The following is a 12,888-nucleotide window of genomic DNA, read 5'->3' as shown; positions in this document are numbered from 1 at the left end:
AGCGACATCGCGAAGATGCCCGAGGGACGCGCCAAGGCCAGAGCACGCAAGAACGAATATGAGAAGGCCAGCGTGCGGGCAAAGGTGGAGCATCCGTTCCGCGTGATCAAGCGCCAGTTCGGTCTCGCGAAGGTGAGGTTCAAGGGACTGGCCAAGAACACGGCGCATGTGATCACGCTGTTTGCGCTGTCCAACCTGTGGATGGCGCGCAAGAAATTGATGGCGATGATGGGACAGGTGCGTCTGCAAACAGCGTGAGTGCGCTGGATCAGGGGCAGACCTCGCCGATTCGGGGCATCTGGCGGGGCGATCCATTTCCGTGCACGCCATTGACCTTCATCACGCGCCGATTGATGACCTGTTCAGACCTTCCCTTGCGTGTACCGTCCAAGAGTCGGAACGTAGGTTCTGTACCCGTTGTAGAACAACCCCGACTTCTCATCCGCATACTGCCCCGGATACCTCAGATTGAACTTCACTTCGGAGACGTTGGTCGTACCCGGGTTCGGTGTCGCCTCCAGATTCGCAAACCGGTTCTTCACAACCGTCGGCTTGTCTTCCCCGAACGCGCTGTAGCTCCACTGCCAGACCGCCTGGCCGTTCGCGTTCGTCAGCTTGCGTGGCGTGTTCAGGTGGTCACTGTGAATGGCGTAGGTGGCGCCATTGATCACTGCCGCGATCGGCATCGGTCCGTTGGCCGTGGGCAGGTAGATGTACCGACTCTGCCCCGCACTGTTCGTCCCCCCACTGCCCACCTCCGCAATCAAGGTGCCCTGCTCGTCGTATGTGTAGGCATAGCCCAACTGCTCGGCCTGGCTGGTCGAGGGACTCCACAGCTTCGTGAAGAACGCAATCAAGCTCTGCATGAAGGTCGGGTTGCTCTCATCCCCCTGCGCCGGCGGATACAGCGGCTCCGTCTCGAACACCCGCTGCCCCAACGCGTTGTGCGCGTAGCGCGTGGTCGAGCTGACATCCGTTGCGCCGGTCGTCGCCGCGGCCAGCCGCCCTTCGGCGTCGTAGGTGTAGGTGCGCAAGCCATCGTTCACCAGATCGCCGTTGGCGTTGTAGCCGTAGGCGACGCTGGTGTTGCTCGCGCCGTGAACTCAATGGCAGTGAGACGACCTGCGGTGGCAAAAGAATTGGAATCTGACCCCTGTTCTACAGGAGCGGTTAACTGGACGCCCGGCGCGAGCCCTCAATCGTCAAATGGCTTTAGGAGACTTTCCACCTCTGACGTGCGCAGATGGCGCGAGAACAACTCCGTGCCGTTCATCAATTGCTGAGCGTCAATTTGGAACGCTTGAACCACCCGAGAAAACTCCCAGTCCAATTGATCGCCATTTTCCGCTTTGTACGAGATCTTTTTATCTCTAACCAACTCCGTGGCCTTTCTCAAAGCCTCTTCCGCCGAGGAGGCTTCAATCAAGACGATTGATTCCTCCCACAGATTTTCGGGACATAGTTCCCCGTTTCTCAATGAGTGAAAGAGTACATTAACAGCGAAGAGATCATTTTTTGAATCGGTTGTCATTTAGTAACTTCCAAGCTTTTTTCGCGACGCTATCACCCGACTTCGACTGGTCCATGATTTCCTTCAGCGTCTTTTCTCGGAGTTCTCCCGGGAACTCGCGGTTGATTGAACCCCTACAGTTCTTTCCAATCCAGTCCGTCGCGCGTGAACCAAATTTTTCGATTCCACTGCGAATGGTTGCGGCCTGCGATGGATTGGCGGCTTCCAGCAAAGTCTCCAGTTCAGCAATGTCCCCCTTCCCGAGCGCGTTCCGAATAGCCGCGTCAACGGTGGTTTGCAGCCCGAGTGGATCAGTGAAGCTCAACGGATTCTGGTCTACGTACCCGAACCGGTTCCACCCTCCATCCAAGCCGATGGGATCAGGCTGACTGTACCGCCCGGTGGTCGCGTTGTAGCTCCTGAAGTAGTTGTAGAACAGCCCCGACTCCTCATCCGCATATTGCCCCGGATACCTCAGGTTGAACTTCACCTCCGAAATATTGGCTGTGCCCGGATTCGGCGTCGTCTCTAGATTCGCAAACCGGTTCTTTGCAATCGTCGGCTTGTCTTCCCCGAACGCGCTGTAGCTCCACTGCCAGACCGCCTGCCCATCCGAATTCGTGAGTTTGCGCGGCGTGTTCAGGTGATCGCTGTGCACCGCGTACGTGGCGCCGTCGATCACCGCCGCAATAGGCATCGGCCCGTTGGCCGTGGGCAGGTAGATGTACTGCGCCTGTCCCGCGCTGTTCGTCCCCCCGCTGCCCACCTGCGCGATCAAGCTGCCCTGCTCGTCATAGGTGTAGGCGTAGCCCAGTTGCTCCGCCTGCGTCGTGCTCGGGCTCCACCGCTTCGTGAAGAATGCGATCAAGCTCTGCATGAACCCCGGGTTTGGCGGCGAGTCTTTTTCGAGGGTGCTACCGACGGTTTCCGGAAGGGCATTCGTCGATGCTTGCCACGAGCCAAGCTCACAACACTGAGTCAACGAGAGTCAGTCACACCACAAACCGAGCTCCGGCTTAAACCACTCTCTTTGGCCCAATTTAGACAGTGACGACCTCCAGAACTACCCGCAGACAGTGAAGTAGTTTGCCGAGGCGCGTGGTTTGCTCCGCTGTATCGGGAGCGGCCTGCCCCTCTTTACGACTTTCAAAGTTCCATTTCGCGCCAGTCAGGCCTCAGTTCCCAAGACCGAATGCAGCGCCCGAACCGTCGCATCCGCCACCTCAATCCGCCGCAGCAAATCGTCATTCACCACCCCCATCAGCGCCCCCAGTTCCGTCCGACTCGGATAAACCTCCTCCGCGTCGTTCACACGTTGCGGCGCAATGAGCTTCTCGATGCACGCAACCGCGCGCTGCACCACGCGAAGACTCTCGACGTCATCACACGCCTGCAGCGCAAGCGATTCCGCGCTGGCGGATTCAGGAGATTCGGGGAACGGGGGAACGTGAGCCATGAATGGCCTCCAAGGGGTTCGGTTTGCCAAAACCACCGCACCCAACGCCAATTGGAGGCGGCAGCTCGAACAGGTTGGCGTACCGGGAACCCGCTTGCGCGAACCGGCGAGCCTTGCGGCTCCCTGCTCGAGCCGCCTAAAAGGAGGCACGAACGACAAAGCCGCAGAGTCTCTGCGAAGAAATCTGCGGCTTGCGTCGCAGCGGGTTACACGGGACGCCAATCCCGATCACGCCTCTTTTTGACGTGACGGCCGCAGTATAGCCACGCAGGTATCCGCTCTCGCAGGGCGCAAATGCCGCCGATGCCCCCGCAAAAAACCCCGAATCCGGAAGCTGGAACAATCCGCCCACTTATGGACGGCCTCGACCTCATCAAAACCTTCCGCGAAGTCGCGTTCCGGCGCAGCTTCTCCCGCGCGGCGATTTCGCTGGGCATGTCGAAAGCCACGGTGAGCCGCTACGTGGCCGAGTTGGAAACCCGCAGCGGGGTGCGCCTGCTGAACCGCTCCACCCGCTCGCTGAGCCTGACCGACGCCGGCCAGGTGCTGCTGGAGCGCAGCACCGAGCTGGTGACGATGGCCGAGAACACGCTGAACGACCTGCAGGCCCACGGCTCGCATCCGCGCGGGCGGCTGCGCATGAGCGCGCCGCACGGGCTCATTGCGGGCTGGCTGTCAGACGTGATCGCGGAGTTCATCAAGCGCTACCCCGAGGTGTACGTGAGCCTCATGTTCACCAACGAGAACCTCGACCTGATCGAGGAAGGCATCGACATCCACCTGACCGGCGGGCGCATCGACGACATGAACCTGATCGTGCGGCGGCTGGTGCAGTTCGACATGGTGGTGTGCGCGTCGCCCGGCTACTGGGCGCAGCGCGGCATTCCGCAGGTGCCCGACGACCTGGCCAAGCACGAGGTGCTGAGCTACTCGGCGCAGCCCACCACGCACCTGCCCTTCGAGACCAACGGCCAGCCGCACGACGTGGCGGTGCACAGCCGCATGGAAGCCAACGACGCGATTGCGCTGATCGAGCTGGCGCTGCGCGGCGTGGGCGTGGCCTATGTGCCGGAGCCGCTGGCGCAGTCGCACCTGGAACGCGGCGCACTGGTGCCGGTGCTGCGCGAGCACATGCCGCACGAGCACTGGCTGTATGCCGCGTACTCGCAGCGCCGGCACAACAGCGCCGCGATGCGCGCGATGCTCGACTTCCTGGAGCAGTCGACGGGGCCGAACGGCGAGTTCCCGCAGGTGATGCCCGCCGCCCAGCCGGTGGCGCCGCCTACATGCGCCCTTTCCAGGGAACAAGCCGTCTTTCGAGCCACCGCATCAGCAGGTCGAACAGATACGCCACCACGCCAATGACGATGATGCCCATGATGACGATGTCGGTGCGCAGGAAGTTCGACGCGTTCAGCACCATCTGACCCAGCCCCATGTTGGCCGCCACCATCTCGGCGGCCACCAGCGTGGTCCAGCCGAAGCCGATGGCAATGCGCATGCCCACCAATATGTCGGGCAGGGCCGAAGGCAAGATGACGTGGCGAATGACCTGCATGTAGCTCGCGCCCATGGAGTACGCGGCGTTGATCTGCTCCTGCGACGCGCTGCGCATGCCCGAGCGCGCGGCCAGCGCCAGCGGCGCAAAGCAGCTCAGGAAGATCAGCAGCACCTTGGGCAGCTCGTCGATGCCGAACCAGATGATGATGAGCGGCAGGTACGCCAGCGGCGGCAGCGGCCGGTAGAACTCCAGCGGCGGGTCGAAGATGCCGCGCCAGAAGCGGCTCATGCCCATGGCAATGCCCACCGGAATGGCCGTGACGCAAGCCAGCAAAAAGGCCGAGAACACGCGGAACATGCTCGCCAGGAAGTGCTGCCACAGCGGCTTGTCGTTGGCCTGCCCCGTGAGGTATTCGTAGAACTGCTGGAACACGGCCTGCGGCGTGGGCAGGAACAGCGGCTTGACCCAGCCCATGTTGGTCACGATGAACCACAGCGCCACCAGCGCCACCACGGTGACCACGCTGATGGTCACGCTGGAGCCTTCGCCCGGCACCTTGAAGGCGCTGGTCTTGAGCTTGGTGCCGGGGGCCGGCGAAGCAGCTGCAGGTGTCGGCGCGGCGGGCTTGGAAGGAGGCGTCATGACGGCGACGGGCGATGCGATGGTGACGTCAGGCATGGGCGGCCTCGCGATGGTGAATGATCGACAGCACTTCTTCACGCATGCGGATGAACTCGGGCTCCGACTTCACCTTGCGCGAATCGCCGTGCGACAGGAACTGCCGAGAGAACGGCACGTTGTCGTACACATGCGAGATGCGCCCCGGGCTCGGGCTCATCACGATCAGCCGGGTGGCCAGGAACAGCGCCTCTTCCACCGAGTGGGTGATGAAGAACACCATCTTGTTGGACTTGGACCAGGCCTGCAGAAGAATCTCCTGCACCTGTTCGCGCGTGAACGCGTCGAGCGCGCCCATGGGTTCGTCCATGAGCAGCACGGCCGGGTCGCTGGCCAGCGCGCGCGCAATGCCCACGCGCTGCTGCATGCCGCCCGAGAGTTCGTACACCGCGCGGTCGGCGTACTTCTGCAGGCCGACGAGGTTGAGCTTCTCTTCGGCAACGCGGTCGCGCTCGGCCTTGCCGACGCCGGCCAGCCGCAGGCCGAGCGCCACGTTGTCGCGCACGTTGAGCCAGGGCATGAGCGCGTGCTTCTGGAACACCACGCCGCGGTCGGCACCCGGGCCGGCCACGGGCTTGCCGTCGAGCAGGATCTCGCCGGTGGAAGGCGGCAGGAAGCCCGCGATGCTGTTGAGCAGCGTGGTCTTGCCGCAGCCCGAGGCGCCGAGCGCCACGACGAAATCTCCGTCTCGCATGGTGAGGTTCACCGGCGCCAGCGCCTGCAGCGTGCCGCCCTTGACGGCGTAGTTGACCGTCAGGTCGCGAATGTCGAGCGTGGGCATGCGTGGCCCCCGTTCACTTGCCCATCGCCTTGTCGACGTAGGCCGTCGTCACGAAGGCGCTGTAGTCGGGCTTGACCTCCTGCACGCGGCCCTGCTCCTTCAGGAACGCGGCCGTGTTGGCCATGGCCTTTGCCGCGCCGCCGCCCAGCCAGGCCGGCGAGACCTGCTCGGCCATGGTGGGGAAGGTGTAGAGCGACATGGCGGCCGACACGTCCTTCGGGTCGGCCTTGGTCCACTTGGCCATGGCCTTGGTCTGCGGCGAGTCGGGCGTCCAGCTCTTGCCGGAGGCCTTGTACTCTTCGTTGGCGCGGTTCAGCGCCTTCACGAAGGCGACCATGAACGGCTCGTTGGCCGCGGCCCACTTGGCGTTGACCACGATGCCTTCGAACGTGGGCGCGCCGCGCTTGCCGATGCTGCCCGACGTGGCAATGGTCTTGCCGTTGGCCTTGATCTTGGAGAGCACCGGGTCCCAGATGAACGTGGCGTCGATGTCGCCGCGCTCCCAGGCGGCCGCGATTTCCGGCGGGCGCATGTTCATCACGTTCACGCTCTTGGGGTCGACGCCGTCCATCTTCATGCCGGCCATGAGCTGGTAGTGCGCGGTCGACACGAAGGGTGTGGCCACCTTCTTGCCGGCCAGGTCCTTCATGCTGTTGATGCCCGACGCGTTGCGCGCGATCAGTGCCTCGGCGTTGGCGATGTCGGCGGAGATCCAGAACAGCTTGATGTCCTGCCCCTGGCTGGCCGCGGCCGTCAACGGGCTGGAGCCGGTTTCGCCCATCTGCACGTCGCCCGAAGCCATTGCGCGGATCACGTCGCCGCCGCCGGAGAACATGCGCCAGTTGATCTTGTAGCCCGTGGCCTTCTCGACCTCGCCGGACTCCATCACCAGCCGCAGCGGCACCAGCATGTCCTGGTGGGCGAAGGTGACTTCCTTGGTTTGCGCGAGCGCGGCACCGCCGAGCGTGAATGCCGCCACGAGGGCTGCGCACTGGAGGGAAAGACGTCGGTTCATGGTCATCGTTTTCTCCTGGAGGTTGAATCTCGGGGGCGACTTTGCACCGATCCCCTCCAGCCAGGAAGTACCAGCCACCGCATGGCCGTGGAGCCAGTGGATGGGGACTTACCCTCGTTCTGGTGCGTCGCGCACGCGTGAGGTGCGCCGCAAAGTCTCAAGCCGAGCGAAGCAATGGCCCGACCGGTTCCCCCTCCCTTCTGGCCGCGCCGAGGAGCGGAGCGTTTCGCGGATCAGGGCCCACGCTTGTCCGAGCGCAGCGAGTTTGGGTGGGGCCCCGCGAAACGTGAGCACCGCGGGTTGCCCGCAGCGAAGCGCAGGGACGCGGAGGGACGCGGAGGGACGCGGGCAGTGGGGTCGCCTTTCTTTTGCCTACTTTTCTTTGGCGAAGCAAAGAAAAGCAGGTCGCCTGCCGGGGCGAGTCCCGGCCCCGAAAAGTCAAAAGATTCAGTGCGTCCGACCGCCAGCAGGCCTCTTCTCGCCACGCGCCAAAGCCAGCTCTTCCACAGCCATCCCCAAAGCCCGAATCCCCGCAGGAATCTGCGCCGCAGCAATGGAAGACAAGCGCAGCCGAAAGAACGGACAAGGATAAGGAGGCCGCGCAAAAAACACGTCCCCCGCCTCGATCAGCACCCCATGGTTGCGCGCCATCAACGACAGCTCGGTCGCATCCACCCAGGTAGGCGCCTGCACCCAGATGGAGGCCCCGCCGGAAGGCAGCCGAAACTCGAAGTCGGGCAGATGGTCACGCAGCGCCTGTGCCGCCAGGGCCAGCCGTTCCTGCATCGCATGGTTCACCCGCCGCGCATGCGACTCGTGGTGCCCCAGCGAAAGAAACAGCGCATAGGCGTGCTGCAGGAAAGCACTCGGGTGCCGCACCATCGCATGCCGAATGACGCGCAGTTCCTTGATCAGTGCACGCGGCGCCACGATGAAGCCCAGCCGCAGCGCGGGCGACAAGCTCTTCGACACCGACCCCACGTAGATCACCCGCCCCGTCTTGTCCAGGCTCTTGAGCGCAGGCATCGGCGTGCCTTCGTACAGGTTCTCCGCCTCGTAGTCGTCCTCGATGATCACGAAGTCCTGCAGCTCCGCCTTGCGCAGCAGCCACTGGCGCCGCTCCAGGCTCAAGGTGGCCGTGGTCGGGCTCTGGTGCGAAGGCGTCACGAACAGGTAGTCCGCGGCCGGCAGTGCGTCGACCACCAGCCCGTCTTCGTCCACATCCACCTCGACCCACTTGGGTTGGCGCAGCGAGAAGCTGTTGCGCGCATGCGGGTGCCCCGGCTCCTCCAGGCCCACGCGCGTCTGCTCGTCGAACAGCGCCTCGGCCAGCAGGTAGTAGGCATGCTGCGCGCCCATCGTCACCAGGATCTCTTCCTTCAGCGCGAACACGCCGCGCTTGGGCAGCAGCCGCGTGCGTATCTGCTCGATGAGGTCGGGCACGTCGTCGGTCTCGAAGTCCGGCGTCCAGTGCGGCAGCTGCGAGCGCGCCAGGCTGCGCGCGCAGCACTCGCGAAAGTCTTCGGTGGGAAACAGCTGCGGGTCGTAGTTGCCGTAGACAAAGGGGTAGGGGTAGTCGCGCCACCGGTCGGGCTTGGACAGCGTGGGCTTGTCGAGCAGCGAGCGCAGCACGCGCCCCGACCAGTCGGGCGGCTGGCTCGCCTGCCCGCTGCGCCCCACCAGCGGCTCCGCGTGCACGGCGGAGACCGGCCGCGCATTGCGCGCCACGAACACCCCGCTGCGCGGACGCGCTTCAAGAAATCCTTCGTCGATCAGTTGCAGATAGGCCGAGGTGACGGTGTTGCGGCTCAACCCCAGCAACGCGGCGAGCTCACGCGACGAAGGCAGCGGCGCCCCCGGGCTCAGGTGTTCTTCAAGAATGGCCTGCACCACGGCAGACCGCAAACGGGCCTGCAGGGGCAACGCCGGCTGGTCGGGCAGCGCAAAGAGCTGCGCCCATTGGGTGGCTCGCGGGTTGGGCATGGTGCGCCGCAGTTTAGGGCAGCGCGCGCCGTTCTTCACGTTCCGGTTGCGTTCTGGCTCGGTCGAATCCCCGCAACTGGCCCTATCGCGCGGCCAGCGGGCTGCCTACGCTTGCCCCATCAATTTCCGGAGCTTCCGCGTGACCGCCTCTTCTTTCTCTTCCTCGTCTTCCTCTTCCTCTACCTCGGTGACCACCGACACCCTCGCCGCCTTCAGCGACGCCTGGAACCGCCACGACATCGACGCCCTCATGAGCTTCATGACCGCCGACTGCATCTTCCAGACCGCCGCCGGCCCTGACGCCTGCGGCACGCGCCACGTGGGCACCGAGGCGGTGCGCAAGGCCTTCGCCACCGCGTGGGCCGCCGTGCCCGACGCGCAGTGGGTGAACGGCCAGCACTTCGTGCACGGCGACTTCGGCACCTCGCAGTGGACCTTCACCGGCACCGCCGCCGACGGCAGCCGCATCGAGACCGACGGCATCGACGTGTTCACCTTCAGGGGCGACAAGATCCACCTGAAGAACGTGTTCCGCAAGGCCCGCCCCAACCTGCCCGCCGCCAAGTAAGCCCCGGCGCGCACAACCCGCACAGCCCGGCCTTTCTCTTCCTCTCTTGGAGCCCTTCATGACCATGACAGGCACCGTGCCGTTCGCCACCGCGAGCGCGGCCATCGACAGCGCATCGCTCCAGCAGCCATCCCCGTCGCACCAGGCGCCGTTTCGGCCCTACGACCCGCAGTACGACCCGCTGCACGCGCCCGACCCCGGCGCGGGCCGCGCCTACGCGCCCACCTGGTGGGTGGCCAGCGCCGGCGAGCCGCCGGAGGACGACGGCCCGCTGGTGCGCGACATCGATGTCGACGTGGCCATCATCGGCTCGGGCGCCACCGGCATGTCGACCGCGCTGTACCTCGCGCAGGAACACGGCATTCGCGCCACGGTGCTCGAAGCCAACCAGGCCGCGTGGGGCTGCTCCAGCCGCAGCGGCGGGCAGGGCCAGAACGCGAGCGGGCGCCTGAAGCGCTCGCAATGGATCCAGCGCTGGGGCATGGACACCGCCAAGCAGCTCGACGCCGAGATCCGCAGCGGCTTCGAGAATTTTCGCGAGCTCACGCGCCAGATCGACTGCGACGCCTTCGACGGCGGCCACCTCTACCTGGCGCACCGGCGCGAGAAGCTGCCGGTGCTCGCGGCCGAGGCGCAGCTCATGCGCGAGAAGTTCGGCTACGCCACGCGGATGATGAGCGCCGAAGAGGTGCACGAAGGCTACTGCGACGAGCGCGAGACGGTGGGCGCGATGTTCGAGGCCGAGGGCATCGGCATCCACCCGCTGAAGTTCACCTTCGGGCTGATGCAGCGCGCCCGCGCGCTCGGCGTGACGGTGCACACCTCGAGCCCGGTGCAGGGCTGGCACACGGTGGACGGCGTGCACCATCTGCAGACACCGGCCGGCGTGGTGCGCGCGCGCCGCGTGGCGGTGTGCACCGGCGGCTACACGGGGCAGGCGCTGAGCCCGCTGCTGAAGAACCGGATCATGCCGATCCTGTCGAACTCGGTGGTCACGCGCCCGCTGACCGACGCCGAGCTGCAGGCCACCAACTTCAAGTCGCAGACCTTCCTGACCGACACGCGCACGCTGCGCTTCTATTACCGGCTGCTCAAGGGCAACCGGCTGCAGATCGGCAGCCGCAGCTCGGTGAGCGGCGCCGACGCCGAGCACCCGGTGCACCTGAAGCTGCTGACGGACGCCATTGCGCGCAAGTTCCCGCCGCTGGCGGGCATCCGCATCGACTACTCGTGGTGGGGCTGGGTCGACATGAGCCACGACATGATGCCGCGCATCACGCAGCCCGAGGCCGACAAGAAGGTCTGGTACGCGGTGGGCTACGGCGGCAACGGCGTGTCGTTCTCCACCTGGGCGGGCAAGCGGCTGGCCGAGCGCGTGGCCGGCAAGGACACGGGCAAGGACGTGTTCGAGCTGCCCATCTACGGCTCGCCGCTGCCGTTTCCCAACGTGCTGGGGCTGGTGGAGTCGCGCGCGTTCGCGCCGTTCCGGCGCGTGGGGCAGCGCATGCTCTACAAGTGGTACTGGCTGCGGGACGAGAAGTAGCGTTTTCGTGCATCGGGGAAGGCACCGCGCAAGCACCTTCCGCGGGCATTCCCCAAGGCATTCCCCGAAGTGGCGCACCACCCCGCCGCACAACGGGGCAAACCCGCCCCCTCTGGCCCTGTGACTCGCGCCGCGTTGGCTCTTCGCCAGCGGGCCGCAAGCACCTATCTTCGACACCAAGGTGCCGCATGCCGATGCGCACCGAATCCCGATTGCCTGTGTCGAACTCTCCGAGGTCCTGCCATGTCGCTTCCCGTTTTCACGCGCCGCACCACCCTGCTCTCCGCCACCTTCGCGGCGGCGGGCACCCTGCTCCCGCTGCCGAGCTTCGCGGCCGACGAGCCCAAGCGCGGCGGCACGCTGGTCATCGGCAGCACGCAGACGCCGCGGCATTTGAACGGCGCGGTGCAGTCGGGCATTGCCACCGCCATGCCCTCCACGCAGGTGTTCGCCAGCCCGCTGCGCTTCGACGACAAGTGGAACCCGCAGCCCTACCTGGCGGAGTCGTGGAAGCTGGCCGACGACGCCAGGTCGCTCACGCTCAAGCTGCGCAAGGACGCGGTGTTCCATGACGGCAAGCCCGTCACCTCGGCCGACGTGGCCTTCTCGATCATGGCCATCAAGGCCAACCACCCCTTCGCCACCATGATGGGCCCGGTCGAGAAGGTGGACACGCCCGACGCGCAGACCGCCGTCATCCGCATGAGCGTGCCGCACCCGGCCATCGTGCTGGCGATGTCGCCCGCGCTGTGCCCCATTCTTCCCAAGCACATCTACGGCGACGGGCAGGACCTGAAGAACCACCCGCGCAACAGCACCGACGTGATCGGCTCCGGCCCGTTCCGTGTGACCGAGTTCAAGCCCTCGCAGCGCATCGTGCTGGAGCGCTTCGACAAGTTCTTCCTGCCCAACAAGCCCTACCTCGACAAGGTGATCTTCAACGTCACGCCCGACATGGCCAGCCTGGTGCTGGGCCTGGAGCGCGGCGACGTGCAGATGCTGCCCTTTGCCACGCTGCCCACCGACCTGAAGCGCCTGGCCAACGACCCCAAGGTGTCGCTCACGCCCAAGGGCTACGACGGCATCGGCCCGCTCAACTGGCTGGCCTTCAACACCGCGAAGAAGCCGCTGTCGGACGTGCAGGTGCGCAAGGCCATTGCCACGTCCATCGACAAGAACTTCATCACCAAGGCGCTGATGGGCGGCTTTGCCACGGTGTCCGACGGTCCGCTGGTGGCCAGCAGCCCGTTTGCCGTGACCGACCTGGTGCGCTACCCGCTGGACCTGAAGAAGGCCGGCGAGATGCTGGACGCCGCGGGCTACAAGGCCGGTGCGGGGGGTGTGGGCGGGGAGCGCTTCAAGCTCACCATCGATTACCTGCCCGGCGGCGACGACCAGCAGAAGAACGTGGCGGAGTACATCCGCGGGCAGCTCAAGAAGGTGGGCATCACCGTGGAGGTGCGCGCCTCGGCCGACTTCCCGGCCTGGGCCAAGCGCCTGGCCACGCACGACTTCGACATGTCGATGGACGCTGTGTTCAACTGGGGCGACCCGATCATCGGCGTGCACCGCACCTACCTGTCGACCAACATCAAGCCGATCGTCTGGACCAACACGCAGTCGTACGCGAACCCGAAGGTCGACGAGCTGCTCAATACCGCCGGCAGCCTGACCGACCCGACGCAGCGCAAGGCCTACTACGCCACGTTCCAGAAGATCGTGACCGACGAGCTGCCCATCGAGTTCATCAACCAGGTGCCGTACCACACCATCACCAGCAAGAAGGTGGGCAACGTGCCGACCACCATCTGGGGGCCGCTGTCGCCGCTGGACGAGGTGTACCTCAAGTAAGG

The 12,888-nt window shown here is 65.2% G+C and carries 13 protein-coding genes; 5 read left to right on the top strand and 8 right to left on the bottom strand.

All coding sequences use genetic code 11. The features are described from left to right. On the top strand, window positions 1-258 hold a 258-nt coding region (locus tag BM013_RS20825; protein ID WP_143098313.1), incomplete at its 5' end, for a transposase. A gap of 104 nt (window positions 259-362) precedes the next feature. Here the strand turns inward: BM013_RS20825 and BM013_RS20820 are convergent. From BM013_RS20820 to BM013_RS20805, 4 genes are all read right to left on the bottom strand, one after another. Continuing rightward, window positions 363-1,034, bottom strand: a complete 672-nt coding sequence (locus BM013_RS20820) for an RHS repeat-associated core domain-containing protein (protein ID WP_143098312.1) — start codon at window positions 1,032-1,034, stop codon at window positions 363-365. A gap of 161 nt (window positions 1,035-1,195) precedes the next feature. Next, complete coding sequence (locus tag BM013_RS20815) at window positions 1,196-1,531, bottom strand: DUF4288 domain-containing protein (protein WP_093129525.1); 336 nt, start codon at window positions 1,529-1,531, stop codon at window positions 1,196-1,198. After that, a complete protein-coding gene (locus BM013_RS20810) occupies window positions 1,509-2,387 on the bottom strand; it encodes an RHS repeat domain-containing protein (protein ID WP_093129524.1) in 879 nt (292 codons plus the stop codon). Before BM013_RS20810 ends, BM013_RS20815 begins: the two co-directional genes overlap by 23 nt. Window positions 2,388-2,678: 291 nt before the next feature. Continuing rightward, window positions 2,679-2,966, bottom strand: a complete 288-nt coding sequence (locus BM013_RS20805) for a hypothetical protein (protein WP_177225524.1) — start codon at window positions 2,964-2,966, stop codon at window positions 2,679-2,681. Window positions 2,967-3,320: 354 nt separating this feature from the next. Here BM013_RS20805 and BM013_RS20800 point away from each other — a divergent pair, with 354 nt between their 5' ends. Continuing rightward, window positions 3,321-4,331, top strand: coding sequence for a LysR family transcriptional regulator (locus BM013_RS20800; RefSeq protein ID WP_093129523.1), 1,011 nt, complete (start codon window positions 3,321-3,323; stop codon window positions 4,329-4,331). Here the strand turns inward: BM013_RS20800 and BM013_RS20795 are convergent. From BM013_RS20795 to BM013_RS20775, 4 genes are all read right to left on the bottom strand, one after another. Continuing rightward, complete coding sequence (locus BM013_RS20795; RefSeq protein ID WP_093129522.1) at window positions 4,249-5,145, bottom strand: ABC transporter permease subunit; 897 nt, start codon at window positions 5,143-5,145, stop codon at window positions 4,249-4,251. The two genes, BM013_RS20800 and BM013_RS20795, sit on opposite strands and share 83 nt — an antisense overlap. Continuing rightward, complete coding sequence (locus BM013_RS20790) at window positions 5,138-5,926, bottom strand: taurine ABC transporter ATP-binding protein (RefSeq protein WP_093129521.1); 789 nt, start codon at window positions 5,924-5,926, stop codon at window positions 5,138-5,140. The genes BM013_RS20795 and BM013_RS20790 overlap by 8 nt, the downstream gene beginning before the upstream one ends. Before the next feature lie 13 nt (window positions 5,927-5,939). Then, a complete protein-coding gene (tauA, locus tag BM013_RS20785; protein WP_093129520.1) occupies window positions 5,940-6,947 on the bottom strand; it encodes a taurine ABC transporter substrate-binding protein in 1,008 nt (335 codons plus the stop codon). 441 nt (window positions 6,948-7,388) lie between these two features. Continuing rightward, window positions 7,389-8,924, bottom strand: coding sequence for a MocR-like pyridoxine biosynthesis transcription factor PdxR (locus tag BM013_RS20775; RefSeq protein WP_093129519.1), 1,536 nt, complete (start codon window positions 8,922-8,924; stop codon window positions 7,389-7,391). A 139-nt stretch (window positions 8,925-9,063) separates the two neighbouring features. On the opposite strand from BM013_RS20775, the gene BM013_RS20770 reads away from it, so the two are divergent. From BM013_RS20770 to BM013_RS20760, 3 genes are all read left to right on the top strand, one after another. Continuing rightward, window positions 9,064-9,492 carry a nuclear transport factor 2 family protein gene (locus tag BM013_RS20770; RefSeq protein ID WP_093129518.1) on the top strand — a complete coding sequence of 143 codons (429 nt, stop codon included), beginning with the start codon at window positions 9,064-9,066 and terminating at the stop codon, window positions 9,490-9,492. A gap of 58 nt (window positions 9,493-9,550) precedes the next feature. Continuing rightward, a complete protein-coding gene (locus BM013_RS20765; RefSeq protein WP_256221582.1) occupies window positions 9,551-11,035 on the top strand; it encodes an NAD(P)/FAD-dependent oxidoreductase in 1,485 nt (494 codons plus the stop codon). Between the two features lie 243 nt (window positions 11,036-11,278). Next, window positions 11,279-12,886 carry an ABC transporter substrate-binding protein gene (locus BM013_RS20760; protein WP_093129517.1) on the top strand — a complete coding sequence of 536 codons (1,608 nt, stop codon included), beginning with the start codon at window positions 11,279-11,281 and terminating at the stop codon, window positions 12,884-12,886. Window positions 12,887-12,888: the final 2 nt, after the last annotated feature.

This window comes from Variovorax sp. OK605, assembly GCF_900115445.1.
Taxonomy (GTDB): domain Bacteria; phylum Pseudomonadota; class Gammaproteobacteria; order Burkholderiales; family Burkholderiaceae_C; genus Variovorax.
Note: the sequence above shows the minus strand (reverse complement) of the source record. Positions and strands in the feature narration are given on the sequence as shown.